17 protein-coding genes are annotated in these 19,595 nt (G+C 69.1%); 7 read left to right on the forward strand and 10 right to left on the reverse strand.

What is annotated here, in order from left to right; genetic code table 11:
• Positions 1-15: 15 nt before the first annotated feature.
• The 3 genes from WS57_RS08530 (at position 16) to WS57_RS08540 (ending at position 3,073) form a co-directional block, all read left to right on the forward strand.
• Positions 16-861, forward strand: coding sequence for an ABC transporter ATP-binding protein (locus WS57_RS08530; RefSeq protein WP_059515044.1), 846 nt, complete (start codon positions 16-18; stop codon positions 859-861).
• Positions 862-1,009: 148 nt separating this feature from the next.
• The gene (locus tag WS57_RS08535) at positions 1,010-1,954 is read left to right on the forward strand and encodes a TauD/TfdA dioxygenase family protein (protein ID WP_009690305.1); all 945 of its coding nucleotides are present in this window, start codon (positions 1,010-1,012) and stop codon (positions 1,952-1,954) included.
• Between the two features lie 171 nt (positions 1,955-2,125).
• On the forward strand, positions 2,126-3,073 hold the full coding sequence (locus WS57_RS08540) for a TauD/TfdA dioxygenase family protein (protein WP_009690306.1): 948 nt from the start codon (positions 2,126-2,128) through the stop codon (positions 3,071-3,073).
• 72 nt (positions 3,074-3,145) lie between these two features.
• Here WS57_RS08540 and WS57_RS08545 read toward each other — a convergent pair whose 3' ends face one another.
• On the reverse strand, positions 3,146-4,807 hold the full coding sequence (locus tag WS57_RS08545; RefSeq protein WP_059515043.1) for an ABC transporter substrate-binding protein: 1,662 nt from the start codon (positions 4,805-4,807) through the stop codon (positions 3,146-3,148).
• A gap of 279 nt (positions 4,808-5,086) precedes the next feature.
• On the opposite strand from WS57_RS08545, the gene WS57_RS08550 reads away from it, so the two are divergent.
• A complete protein-coding gene (locus WS57_RS08550) occupies positions 5,087-5,494 on the forward strand; it encodes a DUF427 domain-containing protein (RefSeq protein ID WP_059515042.1) in 408 nt (135 codons plus the stop codon).
• Between the two features lie 256 nt (positions 5,495-5,750).
• Positions 5,751-6,761 (forward strand): sulfonate ABC transporter substrate-binding protein, encoded by a 1,011-nt coding sequence (locus WS57_RS08555; protein ID WP_040129763.1) that lies wholly within the window; start codon positions 5,751-5,753, stop codon positions 6,759-6,761.
• A 29-nt stretch (positions 6,762-6,790) separates the two neighbouring features.
• Here the strand turns inward: WS57_RS08555 and WS57_RS08560 are convergent, their stop codons facing one another.
• Positions 6,791-7,372: a putative glycolipid-binding domain-containing protein gene (locus WS57_RS08560; protein WP_069244040.1), complete on the reverse strand. Its 582-nt coding sequence runs from the start codon at positions 7,370-7,372 to the stop codon at positions 6,791-6,793.
• Between the two features lie 326 nt (positions 7,373-7,698).
• Between WS57_RS08560 and WS57_RS08565 the strand changes: the two genes are divergently transcribed.
• Both WS57_RS08565 and WS57_RS08570 read left to right on the forward strand, forming a co-directional pair.
• Positions 7,699-8,607, forward strand: coding sequence for a LysR family transcriptional regulator (locus WS57_RS08565; RefSeq protein WP_069244041.1), 909 nt, complete (start codon positions 7,699-7,701; stop codon positions 8,605-8,607).
• 209 nt (positions 8,608-8,816) lie between these two features.
• Positions 8,817-9,992: an MFS transporter gene (locus WS57_RS08570; RefSeq protein WP_059515040.1), complete on the forward strand. Its 1,176-nt coding sequence runs from the start codon at positions 8,817-8,819 to the stop codon at positions 9,990-9,992.
• A 184-nt stretch (positions 9,993-10,176) separates the two neighbouring features.
• Here the strand turns inward: WS57_RS08570 and WS57_RS08575 are convergent, their stop codons facing one another.
• The 8 genes from WS57_RS08575 to WS57_RS08610 form a co-directional block, all read right to left on the reverse strand.
• On the reverse strand, positions 10,177-11,334 hold the full coding sequence (locus tag WS57_RS08575) for an iron-containing alcohol dehydrogenase (protein ID WP_069244042.1): 1,158 nt from the start codon (positions 11,332-11,334) through the stop codon (positions 10,177-10,179).
• Positions 11,331-11,666 (reverse strand): putative quinol monooxygenase, encoded by a 336-nt coding sequence (locus tag WS57_RS08580; RefSeq protein ID WP_009695164.1) that lies wholly within the window; start codon positions 11,664-11,666, stop codon positions 11,331-11,333. The genes WS57_RS08575 and WS57_RS08580 overlap by 4 nt, the downstream gene beginning before the upstream one ends.
• Before the next feature lie 34 nt (positions 11,667-11,700).
• On the reverse strand, positions 11,701-12,273 hold the full coding sequence (locus WS57_RS08585) for a glycerol-3-phosphate responsive antiterminator (protein ID WP_059477983.1): 573 nt from the start codon (positions 12,271-12,273) through the stop codon (positions 11,701-11,703).
• Between the two features lie 5 nt (positions 12,274-12,278).
• Positions 12,279-13,841: an FAD-binding oxidoreductase gene (locus WS57_RS08590; RefSeq protein WP_069244043.1), complete on the reverse strand. Its 1,563-nt coding sequence runs from the start codon at positions 13,839-13,841 to the stop codon at positions 12,279-12,281.
• The gene (locus tag WS57_RS08595) at positions 13,838-15,517 is read right to left on the reverse strand and encodes a glycerol-3-phosphate dehydrogenase/oxidase (protein ID WP_069244044.1); all 1,680 of its coding nucleotides are present in this window, start codon (positions 15,515-15,517) and stop codon (positions 13,838-13,840) included. Before WS57_RS08595 ends, WS57_RS08590 begins: the two co-directional genes overlap by 4 nt.
• Positions 15,518-15,535: 18 nt before the next feature.
• On the reverse strand, positions 15,536-17,077 hold the full coding sequence (locus WS57_RS08600; RefSeq protein ID WP_069244045.1) for an FGGY family carbohydrate kinase: 1,542 nt from the start codon (positions 17,075-17,077) through the stop codon (positions 15,536-15,538).
• Positions 17,074-18,537: an MFS transporter gene (locus tag WS57_RS08605; RefSeq protein ID WP_069244046.1), complete on the reverse strand. Its 1,464-nt coding sequence runs from the start codon at positions 18,535-18,537 to the stop codon at positions 17,074-17,076. The genes WS57_RS08600 and WS57_RS08605 overlap by 4 nt, the downstream gene beginning before the upstream one ends.
• Before the next feature lie 233 nt (positions 18,538-18,770).
• A complete protein-coding gene (locus WS57_RS08610; protein ID WP_069244047.1) occupies positions 18,771-19,493 on the reverse strand; it encodes an SDR family oxidoreductase in 723 nt (240 codons plus the stop codon).
• Positions 19,494-19,595: the final 102 nt, after the last annotated feature.

Here is a 19,595-nt window from a genome sequence, read left to right on the forward strand (position 1 = left end):
TCCGCCTGCTCCGCCATGACGACCCTCGCCTCCGATTCGCTCGACATCCTTCACGTGAGCAAACGCTATGCGCAGCGCGGCGCCTCGCTCGCCGTGCTCGACGACGTATCGCTGCACGTGCGCGCCGGCGAGTTCGTCACGATCGTCGGCGCGAGCGGCTGCGGCAAGTCGACGCTGCTGCGGCTGATCGCGGGGCTCGACACCGACTATGCGGGCGAGATCCGCGCGGGCGACGAGATCGTGCGCGACACCTCGCTGCAACGCGGCATCGTGTTCCAGGACCATCGGCTGTTTCCGTGGCTGACCGTCGCGCAGAACATCGAGGCCGCGCTGCGCAACGCGCCGCTCGATGCGCAGCAGAAGCGCCGCGCGGTGGCGGATCACATCGCGCTGGTCGGCCTGAACGGCTTCGAGCACGCGTATCCGAACCAGTTGTCGGGCGGCATGGCGCAGCGCGTCGCGATCGCGCGCGGCCTCGTGAACCGTCCGCGCGTGCTGCTGCTCGACGAGCCGTTCGGCGCGCTCGACGCGCAGACGCGCGCGCGCATGCAGAACGAACTGCTGCGCATCTGGGAACAGGAACGCATCACGATGATCCTCGTCACGCACGACGTCGACGAGGCCGTCTATCTCGGCGATCGCGTCGTCACGATGGCGCCGCGCCCCGGCCGCATCGAGCGCATCGTCGACGTCGCGCTGCCGCGTCCGCGCCGCCGCGATTCGCCGGAATTCGCGCGGCTGCGCGCGACGGTGCTCGCCGACTTCGACGACGGCGGCGACGACGATCGGCCGGGCGGCCCGCCTGTGCGGGCCGATGCGCCGCACGCGCGCCGGATCGGCGCATGGCGGCTCGCATGGTAGGCGCACACGCACGCGCCATTGCATCGCATTCCCGCGCATATCGATCGTTCTCGTCCGCACGCTAAGGTTGTGACGATTGATCGGTTCCGGTTCCGCGCGGTCTCTGCTTGAATGGAAGCCCGAACGCCCTCACCTCAGGAGACTCCCGATGTCCGAAGTCCAGCACGCCGCTCACCCGTCATCGCATGCCGCGCCGCGTACGGCCGCCGCCCCGCTCCAGCTTCGCCAGGTCGCCGGCCGGATCGGCGCCGAAATCTCCGGCGTGCGGCTGTCGGCCACGCTCGACGATGCGACGTTCGACGCGATCCAGGCCGCGCTGCTGCGCCACAAGGTGCTGTTCTTCCGCGGCCAGCGCCATCTCGACGACGCCGCGCAGGAAGCGTTCGCGCGCCGCTTCGGCGACACGGTCGCGCATCCGACCGTGCCGTCCGTCGACGGCAGCGCGCATCTGCTCGAACTCGATTCGGCGCACGGCGCACGCGCCAACTCGTGGCATACCGACGTGACCTTCGTCGATGCGTACCCGAAGATCTCGATCCTGCGCGGCGTCGTGATCCCGCCGGTCGGCGGCGACACGGTATGGGCCAACACGGCCGCCGCGTATGCGCATCTGCCCGACACGCTGCGCACGCTCGCCGATACGCTGTGGGCCGTCCATACGAATGCGTACGACTACGCGTCGACCCACGTGCACGCCGACGAAACGCAGCTGAAGCGCTACCGCGAAGTGTTCACGTCGACCGTCTACGAGACCGAGCATCCGGTCGTGCGCGTGCATCCTGAAACGGGCGAGCGCACGCTCGTGCTCGGCCACTTCGTGCAGCGAATCAAGGGCCTGTCGACGCAGGACTCCGCGCATCTGCTGCAGGTCTTCCACGAACACGTGACGCGCCTCGAGAACACCGTGCGCTGGAGCTGGCAGGAAGGCGACGTCGCGATCTGGGACAACCGCGCGACCCAGCATTACGCGATCAACGACTACGGCGATGCGCGCCGCGTCGTGCGCCGCGCGACCGTTCACGGCGACGTGCCGGTCGGCATCGACGGCCGGCAAAGCGTCGTGCTGAAGGGGCCGGGCGCCACGCTGCAGTAATGCGCGTCGCGCGGGCGGGAACGGCAGCGCGTCGCCGTTCCCGCCTGCGCGGCGCGGCGGCCCGTGCCGCGTTACCGGAAACCCGACCATGCATCCTCGCCCGCCGAACCGGCTCGCCTGCCTGTCGCGATGTCGGCCGTTCGTTCCGTTCACTTCCGCCAGGAGCGTCGCATGAGCGCCCTACTCGAACCCGCCGGCCAGCCGGTCGACGTGATTCCGCTGTCCGCCCACATCGGCGCGGAGATTCGCGGCGTCGACCTGACCCAGCCGCTGACCACCCCGCAGATCGCCGCGATCCGCCACGCACTGCTGAAATGGCGCGTGGTCTTCTTCCGCGAACAATTCCTCACGCACGAGCAGCACGTCGCATTCTCCGCACAGTTCGGCGAGCCGACGGTCGGCCATCCGGTGTTCGGGCATGTCGACGGGCATCCCGCCGTCTATTCGATCGCGAAGCATCGCAAGGCGACGCGCTTCGAAGGCGAACCGGTGCGGCGGCCGTGGACCGGCTGGCATACCGACGTCACCGCGGCCGTGAATCCGCCGTGGGCGTCGATCCTGCGCGGCGTGACGATTCCGCCGTACGGCGGCGACACGCAGTGGACCAATCTCGTGCGCGCGTACGAGACGCTGTCCGCACCGCTGCGTGGGTTCGTCGACGGGCTGCGCGGCATTCACCGCTTCACGCCGCCGGCCGGCGCACGCGCGACCGGCGCCTTCGACGAAGCCGTCGAGCGGCGCCCGCTCGTGACCGAGCACCCGCTCGTGCGCGTCCATCCGGAAACCGGCGAGCGTGCGCTGTACGTGAGCCCGAGTTTCCTGAAATCGATCGTCGGGCTGACGCCGCGCGAAAGCCAGGCGCTGCTCGAACTGCTGTGGGAACACGTGACGCGGCCGGAATTCACGATCCGCTTCAAGTGGGAACCGCGCAGCATCGCGTTCTGGGACAACCGCGCGACCGCGCATCTCGCGCCCGTCGACATCTTCGACCTCGACTTCGATCGCCAGCTTTACCGCACCACGCTCGTCGGCGACGTGCCGGTCGGGCCGGACGGACGACCGTCGGTTGCGCTCGAAGGCTCGCCGGTGGAAGCCGCGGCGGCGGTCGCGCTCAACTGACGCGCGACGCGGGCACGGACCGGCGCGCCGGTCCGTCGTCATCCGCATACCGACACATCGAACGGCTGCGAGTCAATCGAGCCACACGCCATCGAACCGATGGCCGCCGAGCGGCGAAAACGCGAGCCCGTGCACGCGCTTCGACACCGGCAGCGACACGATCGACGTCGCGATCGGCGTGAACGGCACCTGATCCTTGAACACGACCTGCGCCTGCTCGTACAGCGCCGTGCGCTTCGCGACGTCGGCATTCGTGCGCGCGGCCTCGACGAGCCGCTCGAAATCCGCGTTGCACCACTTCGCGAGATTGCTGCCGTGCACGGCGTCGCAGCCGAGCAGCGCGCCGAGCCAGTTGTCGGGATCGCCGTTGTCGCCCGACCAGCCGTACAGGATCGCGTCGTGCTGGCCGTCCTGCTTCGCGCGCCGGTTGTATTCGCCCCACTCGTAGCTGACGATCTTCGCGCGCACGCCGATCTTCGCCCAGTCCTGCTGGATCAGTTGCGCCATCAGCTGCGCGTTCGGGTTGTACGGACGCTGCACGGGCATCGCCCACAGCGTCAGCTCGAAGCCGTTCGGGAATCCCGCACGCGCGAGCAGCGCCTTCGCGGCGGCCGGATCGTGCGGCGCATCCTTCAGGCGCGGGTTGTACGACCATTGCGCCGGCGGCATCGGATTCGTCGCGATCGTCGCGTCGCCGTTGAAGACCGTCCTCAGGATCGCGGCCTTGTCGATCGCGATGTCGAGCGCGCGCCGCACGTCGACGCGATCGAGCGGCGGATGCTGCGTGTTGTACGCGACGAAGCCGACGTTGAACCCCATCGCCGAGAACAGCGTCAGCGACGGGTTGCGCCGCACCGTGTCGAGATCGGCCGGGCGCGGGAATACCGACACCTGGCACTCGCCGCCCGTCAGCTTGCGCAGGCGCGTCGCGGGGTCGGGCGTGATCGCGAACACCAGGTGCGCGAGCTTCACGTCGTCGGGCTTCCAGTAGCCGGGATTCGCGTCGTAGCGGATCACGGCGTCCTTCTGGTACGCGCGCAACTGGAACGGGCCCGTGCCGACTGGAAACTGGTTGATGTCGGCTTCGCGATGGCGCGTGGCGAGTTGCGACGCATACTCGGCCGACAGGATCGACGCGAAGGCCATCGCGAGATTGCGCACGAATACGACGTCGGGCTCTTTCAATGCGAAGCGCACCGTGTAGTCGTCGACCTTTTCGATGCGCTCGATATTGCGGTCGAAGCCGAGGTCGCTGAAGTACGGAAAGCTGACCGGATATGCCTTGCGGAACGGATCGTCGCGATCGAGCATCCGGCGGAACGTGAAGACCACGTCGTCGGCCTGGAACGGACGGGTCGGCTTGAACCACGCAGTCGTCTGGAATTTCACGCCGCGCCGCAGATGGAATGTGTAGACGCGCTGGTCGGCCGACACGTCCCAGCTCGTCGCGAGCGCCGGCTCGAGATCGAGCGTGCCGCGCCGGAACTGCACGAGTTCGTTGTAGATCGTATGCGTGCTCGCGTCGAAATCGGTGCTGGTCGTGTGCTGGCCGGGATCGAAACCGGCCGGGCTGCCTTCGCTGCAGAACACGAGCGTGTTGCCCGCCGGCGCGGCAAGCGCATGCGACGCGGCCCCGGCCAGCATCAGCGAGGCGGCAATGCAGCGAAGCGCGCTCGCGAACGGCGACACGTGGCACGCGCGACGCGCGGCGGAGGAGATCAAGCGGATTTTCATGGCGATCGAAAGGAATGGCGGTCATACGAATGAAGACGGACGATCTTCGCGCCTGTCCCGCCGATCGCGAACCAATCGATTCGGTATTGCTTATCGCCATCGCTGCATCCCGGCGCCGCCGCGCGAAAACGTCCGCGCGAACGTCGGGGCAGCCCCCCGTCATCCGGCCCCCTGCAGGTTCCGCGGAATCGGCGCATCGTATCGGTTGGCTGACCGGACGCCGGTGCACGCGCGCCGGGATCCGCCGCCTGCGCACCGCCCATACCAGGAGGACACACGATGCCTGACAACCCCGATACGCAATCGCGCCCCGTGAAGACGCCGGGCCCCGACCATCCGATCACGGTCTCGCCGCATCCGTCGCGGGTAGTCGTCACCGTGGCCGGCCGGACGATCGCCGATACGCAGCGTGCGCTGTCGCTGCGCGAGGCCACCTACCCGGCCGTGCTCTACATTCCGCGCGAGGACGCCGACATGACGCTGCTGCAGCGCACCGACCATGCGACGTACTGCCCGTACAAGGGCGACTGCGCGTACTACTCGATCCCGTCCGGCGGCGAACGCGCGGTCAACGCGGTATGGACGTACGAACATCCGTATCCGGCCGTCGAAGGGATTCGCGGACACCTCGCGTTCTATCCCGATCGCGTCGATTCGATCGTCGACAGCGCGGCCGGCCAGGACTGAACACCGACGACATCCTGCCTGCATGCCACCGCCGTGATGCGATGCGCGCTGCGCCGCGCATCGCACAGGCCGCTTCCGCACTGCGCCGCCGCTGATTTGCATATGCGGATTCGTTGGTTGGCCGCCGACCCGCGCCGACGTATCGTGCTGAGTCCGGCGGGACCGGCCCGCGGCGCGCGTCGCCGCATCCGGCCCTGCCGTGCGCCGACCGCGCCGCATCCGCGCGCGGCCCGCCTTCCGCACGCAGGACGCTTCAATGAACGACACCTCTCACGCAGACGTCGCAACGACACCGGCGAACCCGCGTCGCCGCCGGTGGCTGCAACACACGGCCGCCGGGTTTGCCGGCCTCGCGCTCGGGCCGCTCGCCGGCCTGCCCGCAAATGCGCAGGGCAGCGGCACGCGGCTGCGCGTCGGCTTCCAGAAATACGGCAACTTCGTCGTGCTCAAGGCGCGCGGCACGCTCGAGAAGCGGCTCGCGGCCCAGGGCGTCACCGTGCAGTGGCTCGAGTTCCCGGCCGGCCCGCAATTGCTCGAAGGGCTCAATGCGGGCGCGATCGACGTCGGCACGGTCGGCGAGACGCCGCCGATCTTCGCGCAGGCGGCCGGCGTCGATTTCGTCTATATCGGCAACGAGCCGCCGGCCCCGCAAGGCGAGGCGATCGTCGTGCTGCCCGATTCGCCGATCCGCACGGTCGCACAGCTGCGCGGCAAGAAGGTCGCGTTCAACAAGGGCTCGAACGTCCACTACCTGCTCGTGAAGGCGCTGCAGCACGCCGGCCTCACGTATGCCGACATCCAGCCGATCTACCTGACGCCCGCCGACGCGCGCGCCGCGTTCGTCCAGCGCAGCGTCGATGCGTGGGTGATCTGGGATCCGTACCTGGCGGCCGCCGAACGACAGCTCGGCGCACGCGTGGTCGCGAACGGCGAAGGGCTCGTGCGCAATACGCAGTACTACCTCGCGGCGCGCAAGTATGCGTCCGCGCAGCCGCAGGTGCTGCGCGCACTGCTCGACGAAGTCGATGCGGTCGACCGCTGGGGGCGCGACCACATTCCCGAGGTCGCCGCGCAGCTGTCGCCGCTCGTCGGTCTCGACGCGCCGACGCTCGAAGTCGCGCTCAAGCGCACCGGATACGGCGTGCAGCCGATCGCCGATGCGACGATCGCCTATCAGCAGAACATCGCCGATGCGTTCAGCACGTTGAAGCTGATTCCCGGCAAGGTCACGGTCGCCGACGCGCGCTGGCACGCGACACCCGCATGACGCATGCGTGATGCACCCGGCCGATGCCGTTATCGCGGCGGCGTCGCGCCGATCCGCTTCCACTCGTCGTAGTCGATGACCAGGCCCGCTTCGTCGACCGCGATATCGGCCGCATAAGTGCCGCTCTCGTAGCGATACACGCGCTCGGCCGTTCGCGTATAGCGCTGCTCGCCGCGCACGACGTCGAAGTCGGGAAAGCGCAGCCATGCAGTGCGGATCAGCGTCGATTCGCCGATACGCAGCGCGAGCCGCCGGATCGGCAGCGTATTGGTCGACGGGCTGAAGCCGAGGTCGATGTCGGTCGCGCCGTCCAGAGACGGCGCGTCGATCCCCTGGATCGTCCACTTCCCGTTGTCGCACGCGATGTCGAGCTGTTGCGGCGTCGCGCCGAGCCAGCGCGTCACGCGCGCGGAACGCGTGAGCCAGTCGGCGCCGCATGCGATCGCATAATCGATGCGAAACGGCGTGCCGTCGATCGCGCCCGCGACCGAACCCGACAGGTCGATCCCGGCAGGCGTCTCGACGAGCCGGCACCATTCGGCCGCCTGCCACGTCTGCACGATCTGCCACGCGACGCATCGCGTGCGCGTCGGTTCGTTCGCTTGCGTCATCTCGCCGTCTCCCGTTTGATGATTGCGGCCGATCGGCGTGTGCGTGTCGCGCTGCCGCGTCGATCGGGTGCAAACGGATTGTCGCTCATGGCGCGGGCAGGACGGGCGGTTTCGATGACGAATCGTGATTCGCGCGAGCCGGCGCGGCGCAGCTGCGCGGGCCTTCGCAGGACCATGCGCAGCCCCGCTCGCACACGCCGACCGGCCCCTCCGGGACGTGCAGCGTGCCGAGCGACGCGTAGCCGGACATTTCACGCCGATCGGAAAGCAATCCACAATTTTTTGTCGCATCATAAGCGTCCGTTTATCCCGGAAAAGGCGACTTCATGGATTTGTTGGCGACGATGCGCATCTACGTCAGGGTCGTCGAGCGTGGCACGATGTCCGGCGCGGCCCGCGACCTCGACATGGGCCAGCCCGCCGTCAGCGAGCGCATCGAGAAACTCGAGAAATTCCTCGGCACGCGGCTGCTGATGCGCAGCGCGCGCACGCTCACCTGTACGGAAGAAGGCCGGGTCTTCTACGAACGCAGCAAGGAACTGCTCGATGCGGCCGCAGACTCGATCGCGTCGGTGTCGAAAGCGGAGCACACGCTCAGCGGCACCATTCGCCTCGCATCGCCGCAATGCTTCGGCGAAGTGGTGATCCCGAAGGCGCTGATGCACATCCGTACGCTCTACCCGCAACTGCGGATCGATCTCGTGCTGAACGACAACATCGTCGATCCGGTGACCGAAGGCGTCGATATCTCGATCCGCCTCGGCCAGCTCGGCGACGGCGGCTTCGTCGCGCACCCGATCGGCCATGTCGGGCGCGTGCTCGTCGCCGCGCCGTCGTATCTCGATCGCTACGGACCGATCGAGTCGACGGCCGACCTCGTCAAGCATCCGTTCATCCGCGTCAAAGGCGTCTTCGCGAATGAACAGCTGCCGCTGCAGAACGCCGACGGAACGCTCGAACATGCACGAATCCAGACCGTGATGACGACGAGCCACTGGCGCCCGATGTTCGACACGATCATGGCCGGCGGCGGCATCGGCGTGGTCCAGCAGCCGGCCTGCGCGAACGCGCTCGCGCAGGGCAGGCTCGTCGAACTCCTGCCGGCCCATACGATTCCCGACTTCGCGCTCAATGCGCTCGTGCAGGCGCATCGGCCGTTGCCGCCGCGCGTGCGGGCGATCGTCGACCTGCTGAAAAAGGAACTGCCCGCGCTATTGCAGAAGCCCGCGCGCTGACGAAGCCGACCATCGTCCGGCAGCGCGATCGCCAGCGTTGCGCTCGTGCTCGCGCCCGCCGCGCGGCACTTGCACACGACGCGCGCCTGCGGTAGCGTGCTGCTTTCCGGGATAACCGAAGCCTCGCGTCGAAACCCATCCGTCGATTCGATCCGATGCGGCCCGTCCTTGCCGGCGCGGTCGCGTCGTGCGTACAGGAGGGGTTTCCGTTGGACACTCGCGTTTACCTGCTGGGCGCCGCCGTGTTTCTGGCCGGCGTCGCCGAAAACATCTGCGTCGGCATCCTGCCGGCCCTCTCCGCCGGCCTTCATGTATCGGTCGCGGCCGCCGGCCAGCTCACCACGATTTTTTCCGCCGTCTTCGCCCTGGCCGCGCTCGTCGCGGCCGCCTGCATCGCGCGCGTCGAGCGGCGCACCGCACTGCTCGCGTCGCTCGGCGCGTTCGCGGCCACGAACCTCTTCGCCGCGGCCAGCCCCGGCTATGCGAGCCTGTTCGTCGCACGCGTGCTGATGGCCGCGAGCTGCGCGACGCTGATCCTCGTCGCGACGCGGTTCGCGGCCGAGCTCGCACCGCCGTCGCAGCGCGGTCGCGCGATCGGCATCGTGTTCATGGGAATCAGCGCATCGCTCGTACTCGGCGTGCCGATCGGGATGCGGATCGCCGACTGGGCCGGCTGGCGGGCGGTATTCACGTCGATCGCGCTGCCCGCGCTGCCGCTCGGCCTGTGGCTCGCGCGCCGACTGCCGCGCATCGCGAACCTGCCGGCCGCCGAAACCGCTGTCGCACCGGCCACCGCGTCGTATCGCGCGGTGCTCGGCCGCCCGCGGCTGCTGGCCGCGCAATGCGTGTCAATCGCGATGATCGGCGGGCACTTCACGCTGTTCGCGTATCTGACGCCGTACCTGCAGGCCGTGCTGTCGCCGGGCGCGGCTGCACTCGAAAGCCTGTATGTCGCGTTCGGTGTCGCCGGCGTGACCGGCGCGTGGCTCGGCGGGCTGCTGTCCGACCGGCTCGGCGCCTCGCGCGCGCTCTGCGCATGCCCTGCGGCGTTTCTCGTCGCGATGGCGATGCTGCCGGCCGCCGGTGCATCGCCGTTCGTGTTCGTGCCCGCGATGATGCTGTGGGGCGCCATCAGCTGGTCGATCTCGCCGATCGTGCAGAACTACCTGATCCACGCCGCGCCGTCGCTGGCCGATGCGAGCGTCGGCATCAACGTGTCCGCGATGCACGCGGGCGTCGCGCTCGGTTCGGCGTTCGGCGGCGTGCTGGTCGGACGCGATGCGCTGCTCGCCACGCCGTGGGCCGGATGCGCGCTCGTGGCGGTCGCACTCGGCTGTGCATGCATCGCGGCGCGGCCGGTGCGGCAAACGGCCCGTGCGTCGTGAACGGCACGCTGCTCGTCGACGGAAGGCACGCACTATCTCGGCCGCAAGGTCGGCAGCGGCAAGCTGCTCGTGCACCTCTATCAGTACTTCGACGGCGAATTCGAGCCAACCTGCAAGGATCGCGACCTGAAGTAAGGCGGCGTGGCGTGCGCGCACGCCCGCCAGATAGCGCCGCGCCGCCGCGTCACCACGCCTGCCGATAGATCGCCAGCGCGTCGGCCTCCGTCACCTCGCGCGGGTTGTTCACGAGCAGCCGCGTCTGCAGCATCGCGTCCGACGCCATCCTCGGCAGGTCGCCTTCGCCGATCCCGACCTCGCGCAGCGTACGCGGAATGCCGGTCGCGACGATCAGCCGATCGATCTCGTCGATCAGCGCCTGCGTCCTCGCTTCGTCGCTGCCCGTCGCCGCCGGCGCGACGATCGCCGCGACTTCCGCATAGAGCGGCGCGGCGGCCGGCGCGTTGAAGCGCAGCACGTGCGGCAGCACGAGCGCATTCGACAGCCCGTGCGGCACATGGAAGATGCCGCCGACCGGATACGCGAGCGCATGCACGGCCGCCACCGGCGCATTCGCGAACGCCTGCCCCGCGAACATCGCGCCGACCAGCATCGCCTCGCGCGCGTGGCGGTCGCGGCCGTCGTCGCAGGCCGCGAGCAGGTTGCGCGACAGCAGCGTCAGCGCCTGGACGGCCAGCATGTCCGAGACCGGGTTCTTCAGCCGCGACGACGTATAGGCCTCGATCGCATGCACCATCGCGTCGATGCCGGTGGCGGCCGTCGCCGCGCGCGGCAGCCCGAGCGTCAGCTCGGCGTCGAGAATCGCGACGTCCGCGAACAGCTGCGGCGACACGACGCCCATCTTGCGCGCCTCGCCGACCGTGACGATCGACACGGCCGTCACCTCCGAACCGGTGCCGGCCGTGGTCGGCATCTGCACGAGCGGCAGCCGCGCGCTCGCGACCTTGTCGACGCCGTACATGTCGGCGAGCGGCTGCTGCCCCGGCGCGAGCACCGCGATCAACTTCGCGACGTCCATCGACGAACCGCCGCCAAGGCCGAGCACGATTTCCGCGTCGGCCGCGACGGCGCGCGCGGTCGCGTCGAGCACGACCTGTTCGGGCGGATCGGCGATCACGTCGTCGATCACGGTGACCTGCCAGCCGTGCGCGGCCAGGCTTTCGAGCGCGGGCGCGAGCACGCCGCTGCGATGCAGGAACGCATCGGTGACGACGCAAAGGCGCGCCAGCGCCGGAAAGCGCTCGCGCAGCAGCACGCCAAGCCGGCGCGCGGCGCCGAATTCGACGATCTGCGTCGGGACGGTACGGAATTGAAACGGGTTCATCGGGCCTCTCCCGGGGGCGTCGCCGTGCCGGTGTCCGGCTGCACCATGAAGCGCGTCACGTCGCGGCGATCGAGCAACGGAATGATCGCCCCGACACCGATCCGCTGGAAATGCGGCGTTTCCCGATGCACGTCGAGCCCGTCCGCGTCCCTGTACCGTTCGAGGATCAGGATATGGTCGGGATCGTCCGGCGCGCGGAAATACGCGTAGTCGAGATTCTTCGGCTCCGCGCGCGTCGCCGGCGCGAGTTCGGCGAGCAGTTCGATCACGCGGTCGCCCTGGCCCGGCTTCGCGTAGTAATGCACGATGACCTGCAGATAAGGCTCGTTCATGCTGCACTCCCAGGAGGTGGATGAGATGCCGCCGTCACGACGGGTCGAGATTCCACAGCGCGCTGTCGCTGGTCGACACCGCGACCGCGCCGTGCCGGCGCGCGCTGCGCACGTCGTCCGCATTGCAGACGAAGCCCGACGCGACGATCGGCGGCAGCGCCTGCCGGTCGGCGTCGCCGAGATGCGCGAGCATCGGCGCCGGCATCAGCTGCACGAGGTTCGGATCGCTCTGCTCGATCGCCTTCACGCTGCGCGGCCAGGTCGAACGGTCGGTCACGAAGACTTTCTGCATCGTCATCAGCCCGGCGCGGTTCGCGCGCTGGATCGTCGCGACGCGCGTCGACACGACGCTCGCGACGCCGATATCGGCCAGATACTCGACGCCGCCCTTGTCCTGCGAGAGCCCGTCGCAGCTGTCGATGTTGACGATCACGAACTTGCCGGCCCGCGCGAGCGCCGCGACGACCGCCTGCAGCCGGCGCAGGTCGACGTTCGCGACGATGCCGACCTCGGCCGCGCTGTCGACGAAGCGGTCGGCCTGCTCGGCGCCGTACAGCGTGGCGATGACGGGATGACGGGCGAGACGCGCGCCCAGCGACTTGTCCATGGCGTTCAGCGGTCGACGTGCGGGCCGGTCTCGTCGCCGAGACCGAGCTTGCCGGGGTTGAGGATATGCGTCGGATCGAGCGCGCGCTTCACCGCCTGCAATACCGGAAACGCAGTGCCCAGCGAATCGCGCATGTACGGCGAACGCAGCAGCCCGACGCCGTGGTGATGACTCAACGCCGCATTGTATTGGATCAGCACCGCGTTCGCTGCGTCCCACGCGGCGCGATACCAGGCGGCCCGCTGCTCGACCGCGACGTCGCCGCGCAGCGAAAAATACAGGCAGGCGCCGTCCGCATAGGCATGCGACTGGTGCGCGGAACCGGCCAGCGTGCCGGGCACCGCTTGCAGCGCGGCCACCACGTCGCGATAGATCGCCGCGAGATCGCGCCAGCGGCCGCACATCTCCAGCGTATCGGCGACGAAGCCCGGGCTGCGCTTGAAGCCTTCCGCGCTCTTGCCGGTCAGGTAACGCGTGTCGAGCCAGCGCTCGAAGATCGCGTCGCCGTCGAGCCGGCGCCCGTCCGCCTCGCACACCTGCGCGCTGATCGCCAGTACCGCGTCGACGAGCTCGCGCGCGCCTTCGTCGGCGATCAGCAACACGTTCGTATCGGGCAGCCCGAACTGCACGCCGCTTTCGAGCTCATCGTAGAGCCGCAGCGCCGCCGGGTTCGCGCCGCACTGCAGGATTTCGCGGCACGCATCGAGGCCGGCCGCGAAGGTGTCGAAGCCGTATGCGATCGCGCGTCCGTAATCGGGCAGCCGATGCAGCTTCAGGCGCGCGCGCACGATGATGCCGAGCGTGCCCTCGCTGCCGATGAACAGCTGCTGCAGGTCGGGGCCGACCGCCGCGCGCGAATAACCGCCGACGGTGATCAGGCTGCCGTCCGCAAGCACGACGTCCATCCCGAACACCATGTCCTCGATCTTGCCGTAGCGCGTCGACAGCTGCCCGGCGCCGCGGCACGCGATCCAGCCGCCGATCGTGCTGATCCCGAACGACGACGGCCAGTGCCCCATCGTCAGCCCGTGCTCGCGCTGGATCGTTTCCTCGAACACGTCGCCGAACATGCCGGCCTCGACCTCGACGATCTGGCTCTGCGCATCGACGCCGATCAGCCGGTTCAGCGCGCACACGTCGAGCACGATGCCGCCGCGCACCGGCAGTGCCGCGCCCGTCACGTTGCTGCGGCCGGCCGACGCCGTCACCGGAATCGACGCCGCGTGCGCGATGCGCATCACGGCCTGCACCTGCTCTATCGTCGACACGCGCACGACCACCGCATGCGGCGTCGCGGGACGGCCGGCCGTCTCCGTCACCATCGACGCGGCCCACCAGTCGCGCGTCCATGCGACGACGTCGGCAGGCTGCGTGAGCACTTCGTCGGCCGCCGCGCGCAGCGCGTCGACCTGCTGCGCCGACAGCGCGACCGGCGCGCGCTGCATGCCGGCCTCGACGGCCGCGCCGCCCGCCGCCGGCAGGTTCAGCGAATAAGGCGGCGGCGTATGCGAGCCGACGACGTAGTTGCCGCGGTTGTAGCCGCGCTTGATGGCTTCCTTGCTGATCATCCGTTTTCTCCCATGAGGATGGCTTTTTCGAGTGCGACGGCGGCGACGTAGTCGCGCACCTGGCTGGCGACGGCCGCATCGGACAGGCCGAGCTCCGCCTTGAGGATGGCGCCGACGCGCGGCGCCGCGCGCGCCGAAGCGTCGCGCGCCATCAGGCGCGCGCGCGTGCGGCGCGACAGCACGTCGTCGACGCTGCGCGCGAACTCGTGGCGCACCGCGTAGACCACTTCCGCTTCGCTGTACGGCAGCCCGTCGACGATCGGCGCGAGCAGCGACGGCGTCGCGTCGGCGATGTCGCTGACGAAGCGCGCCTCGGTGCCGTAGCGCTCGCCGAGATGCGCGGCAAGCCCGCCGGACGCGACGATCGCCTGCGCGTCGTAGCCGGCCGCGCCGAGCAGGTAGGCCGATTTCGTGCGGCAGCGCGTGGCGCGGCCGAGCAGCCTGCCGACCGTATCGATGGTCTGCTCGGCCATGTGCCGCGACGTCGTCAGCTTGCCGCCGACGATCGTCACGAGCCCGTCCGATGCGACGCGGATCTCGTGATTGCGCTTCATCTCGATCGTCTTGCCGCCCGGCGGCCCGACCAGCGGCCGGCATCCGGCGATGCTGCCGACCACGTCGTCCGCGCACAGGTCGGTCTTCAGCGCGGAGCGCGCGCCTTCGAGCAGGAAATCGAGCTCGCGCCGCGTGCAGTGCACGTCGTCGAGATCGCCGTCGTAGTCCTCGTCGGTCGTGCCGAGATACGACACGTTGCCCCAGCGCGTGATCGTCGCGCGCCGGTTACGGCCCGGCACCGGGATCGTCACCGTGCAGTCGTTGCGGATCTTCAGCCACGGAATCGCGACATGCACGCCCTTGGCGGGGCGCACCTGCAACGCCGACGCATCGCCGTTGCGCGCGCCGGTCCAGTCGCGCAGCCAGACGCCGGTCGCCATCACGACGACGCGCGCGCGCACGCGCCGCTCGCGTCCGTCCGCATGCACGATCGCACCGTCGACCTTGCCGTGGCCGTCGCGCGTCAGCGCGACGACGCGCGCATGGTTCGCGACCGCCGCGCCATGAAACGCAGCCGTGCGCACGAGGTTCAGCGTGAGCCGCGCATCGTCGACGCGCGCGTCGAAATACATGAAGCCGCCGGTCAGCCAGGTTTCGTCGAAGGTCGGGCAATGCGACAGCACTTCCGCCTTGGTCAGCTTCTGGTGCAGGATGCCCTCGCGCCAGCCGCCGGCGATGTCGTAGGTCCACAGCAGACTTTCGAAGGCCTTCGCAAGGCGCGGGTCGAACACGCCCTCGCGCTCCATCACCGGAAACAGGAACGGCAGCCGCTGCACCAGATGACGCGCGTTGCGCCGCAGACGCTGCCGTTCGAGCAGCGAATGGCGCACGAGCCCGAGATTGCCCTGCTCGATGTAGCGCAGCCCGCCGTGCACCATCTTCGACGACTTCGACGACGTGCCGGACGCGAAGTCGCTCTTCTCGACGAGCGCGACGCGCAGCCCGCGCAGGCTCGCGTCGAGCGCCGCGTAGGCGCCCGTCACGCCGCCGCCGACGATCAGCACGTCGAATGCGTCGGTCTCGAGGCGCGCCAGATGGTCGTCGCGGTTCGCCCGCAGCGGCTCGGTGCCCGTCATGTCGGCCCGGTCTGCCCGGGGCTTTCTGGATGGCAGGAACATCATGCTGGTCGTTCTCCGTGCTTACGCATGAGCAAAATCGGCTGCGTGCGCCAGCTCGGACGCGATCCGCGCGTGCCATGCCGCGCGCCGCCGCTGCCGGCTGTCCGCATCGATCGACGGCTCGAACACGGCATCGGTGACGAGCGTCGCGCAGGCCGCGTCGAGCGAATCCCACATCAGCCCGGACGCACCCGCGAGGAACGCCGCGCCGCGCAGGCTCGCGCGATCGCCTTCGCGGATCCGCCGCACCGGCACCCCGCTGACGTCGGCCTGGATCTGCAGCAGCGTGTCGCTGCCCGCGAGGCCGCCGCCGACGATCAGCTCGGACACGTCGGCCCGCGCGACCGCCTGGTTGGCTTCCATGCACGACGCGACCGAATGCGCGATGCCTTCCAGCACCGCATACGCGACTTCGGCCTGCGTCGTCGCGATCGAGATGCCCGACAGCAGCGCGCGGGCATTCGGCTCCATTCGCGGCACGCGCAAGCCCGTCAATGCCGGCACGAAGGTCACGCCGCGCGACGAATCCACGCTGCCCGCAAGCGTGCTGATCTGCGCCGGATCGTCGAACCAGTGCAGCTTCTCGCAGAGCCAGCGCAACGCGGAGCCGGTGGTCGCGACGAAGGTCTCGAGCGAGTAATGCGACACGCCGCCGTGCCGGCGCGCGGTCATCGCGAGCGTGCCGTCGTGCGCGTCGCCGGGCTCCGCCCGGCCGCCGACATCGGGCCGCATCGTGCCCGTCAGCAGATCGACGAAGCTGCCCGTGCCGTGCACGCACATCGCGTGGCCGCGCTCGACGCAGCCGAGGCCGATCGCGCCCGCAAACTGGTCGCCCGCGCATGCGAGGATCGGCACGTCGATGCCGAGCAGGTCGGCGCGCGTGCGGCCGAACGCGTCGGCGTCCTCGCGCAGCGCCGGCAGCAGCTCGCGCGGGAAACCCAGCGCATCGATCCAGCGGTCGAAATAGCGATGCTCGCCGAGCAGGTAGGCGCTCGCGGACGTCGCGTTCGTCGGCGTCGTCACGCACGCGCGCGCATCGGACAGATGCCACAGCAGCCAGGTGTCGATCGTGCCGAACGCGAGCCGGCCCGCGCGATGCGCGTCGGCCACCGGCTGCGCCGTACGCAGCTGGTGCACGGCCCACAGATACGGCGAACGCACACCGGCCGGCCGCCCGACGCGCGTCAGCAGCTCGCGGTCCCAGTCGGCTGCGAGCCGGTCGAGTTCGTCCGCGTGGCGCGTGTCCTGCCAGACCATCGCCGGCACCAGCGCGCGGCTGGTCTGCGTATCCCACAGCACGGCGGTCGCGCGTTGCGTCGCCAGCGCGAGCGCGACGACATGCATGTGCTGTTCGCGCGCTTGCGCGAGCGTCGCGCGGCAAACTTCGAGCGTCTTGTCGAGGATCGCGTTCGCGTCCTGCTCGACGACGCCGGGTCGCGGGCTGTCGACCGACAGCGGCAGGTAGGCGAGGCACGACACGTGTCCGCTCGCGTCGACGAGCGCGGCGCGCGTGCCGGACGTGCCTTCGTCGATCGCGAGAATGGCGGTTCGGGATTCGGTCATCGCTGGGTTTTCTCGATGGCGGGTTTGAGGAGGGTCGACGTCGCGCGCGCATCGTCGTCGAAGTGCGGCGCGTCGGGTTCGTTGTCGGGATTGATCGTCGTGCGCGTCGGATCCCAGCGGATCGCGAAGCAGATCGCGCTCGCGACGCACGGCACGATCGCGAGGATCAGGAACGTGTGTTCGAGGCCGTAGCGTGCGCGAAACAGCGGAAACACCAGCAGCCCGAGCGCCGCGCCGATCGAGCCGAGCGCGCCGACGACGCCGTTCGCGCCCGCACGCAGCTCGCCGCGATACGACAGCGACGACAGGCTCTTGCCGTTCGCGCCGGGGCCGGCCGAGTGGAACAGGATGAACAGCGACGGCACGACGACCGACAGCCAGAGCGGCATGCGCGCATGGAACAGCCCGAGCACGACCAGCATCGCGCAGACCGCCGCGAAGCCGAACGCCGATGCGCGCCGCAGGCCGACACGGCGACCGACCGTCGACGACGAGAAGCCGCCGACGATCCCGAACAGGTTGAACACGAGCGCGCCGAGCGTCGCATAGACGAAGTCGGTGCCGAACAGCGCGGCACTGATCAGCGGCAGATACCAGCCGATCGCGAAATATTCGATCGACTGGCCGATCTGCACGGTCGCGGCGAGGATCGTGCGCGGCAGGTAGACGCCGCGAAAAATCAGCAGCAGGTTCGCGAGGCCCCGCCTGGCCGGATTGACAACCGGCGTGCGTTGATGCGCGGGCGCAGCGGCAAACGCCTGCCCGTAGATGCGCGTCATCGCGCGCGCCGCGTCGTCGAGCCGTTCCTTGCGCGCGAGCCAGATCGGGCTTTCGACGAGGAACGCGCATTGCAGCGCGAGAATCGCGATGCCGAACACGGCGGTAGCCGCGACCGAGTAGCGCCAGATCGAGTCGCCGACCTGCCACGAATGGAACAGCAGCGCGAGCAGCAGGTTCGAGCAGACCGCCGTGTACCACATGCCCTGCCACGTATTGAGCCGGCTCTTCAGGCGGGCCGGCGTGAATTCCGCGAGCATCGCCATCGCGATCGCGAAATCGATGCCGTAAGCCATCCCGACGAAGAAGCGGCCGGCGAGGATCGTGTCGAAGTCCGGCGCGAACACCACCAGCAGCGCGCCGATCACCGACAGCACCTTCGCGGCGATCAGCGGCCGCACGCGCCCCCACCGGTCGGCCATCCAGCCGCCGATCGGGTTGAACGCGATCGCGACCCACGACGCGAACGAGGTCATCCACGCGACCTGCGCGGCCGACAGATGCAGTTCGCGCGTCATCGGCCCGAGGCCGGCGCTCAATGCCGAATTGGAAAATGCGTCGAGAAACAGCCCGCCGAGCGCCAGCCACCAGATGAGGCCCGCTCTGCCCGCGATACCGGGGCGTGCGTCGAGGAACGAGATGACGTCTTCAATGCCATGAAGCTTGACCGCGATCGTTTGCACAATCGGCCTCCGTATATTTGTTCTGTAAGAGGCTCGACATTGCAGATGCGATCGACGCAAGAAGAGACCATCCTACAGATAGTCTCTTATCTAGATCTGCCCGCGCAATTTACGGCGGAGGTCGTGGGCGTGTCAAGCGCGATAGGTTGTGCGATGCAGCGAGCGGCGTGCGGTCGGATTGCACGATCGTTGCGCGCACAACTTCACGGGCAGGCGACCGCATCCGTGCGCGCTCACCACGGAACCGTCCGTCCCAGATAGTCGAGATACGCGAGCCCGGGAATACCCTGCCTGCCGATCAGCACGTTGACGAGGTTCGGCACGCTTTCGTCGATGCTCAGGCGCGCGTCGGGGCCGCCCAGATCGGTACGGACCCAGCCGGGCGCCATCAGCACCATCGCGCGGCCGCCGTCCGCGTGACGGGCCGCGAAACTGCGCATGAACTGGTTCAGCGCGGCCTTGCTGCCGCGATAGACCTCGCGCATCCCGGTGACATTGTTCGTCACGCTGCCCTGCCCCGACGACATCACGCCGATCAGGCCGTCCGCGGCGACGAGGTCCTGCAGCGTCTCGACCGTGCGCATCGGCGCCAGCGCGTTGGTGATCATCACGCGCACGAACTCGTCGGTCGTCACTTCGCCGATCGTCTCGCGCGGGTCGTTGGTGGTGCCGGCGTTCACGAACAGCATGCCGAAGCGCCGCCCCGCCAGACGCGCATGCAGCGCGGCCAGTTGCGCCGGCTCGCAGATGTCGAGCGTCTCGATCTCGAGCCGGCCGTCGAAGCGGGTCGCCAGATCGTGCAGCCGGGTACGCGTCGAACCGTCGCGAACGGTGCCGACGACGTGCCAGCCTTTTTCCAGGAACGCCTGCGCCATCGCGAGGCCCAGGCCGCGCGAGGCCGCGACGAGCAGGATCGACGGGGCGTTCCGGCTCGAATTCGAGGGGGTCGATTGCATGGGTTCTGCCTTTGCCGAGTGCGGTGATTCGCCCACTATAGTCACGCGGCACGACAGGCGCCAGACGCACGCAATGCAAACAATAGTTGCGTCTGACGCGCT

The sequence above is a fragment of the Burkholderia pseudomultivorans genome, from assembly GCF_001718415.1.
Classification (GTDB): Bacteria; Pseudomonadota; Gammaproteobacteria; order Burkholderiales; family Burkholderiaceae; genus Burkholderia; species Burkholderia pseudomultivorans_A.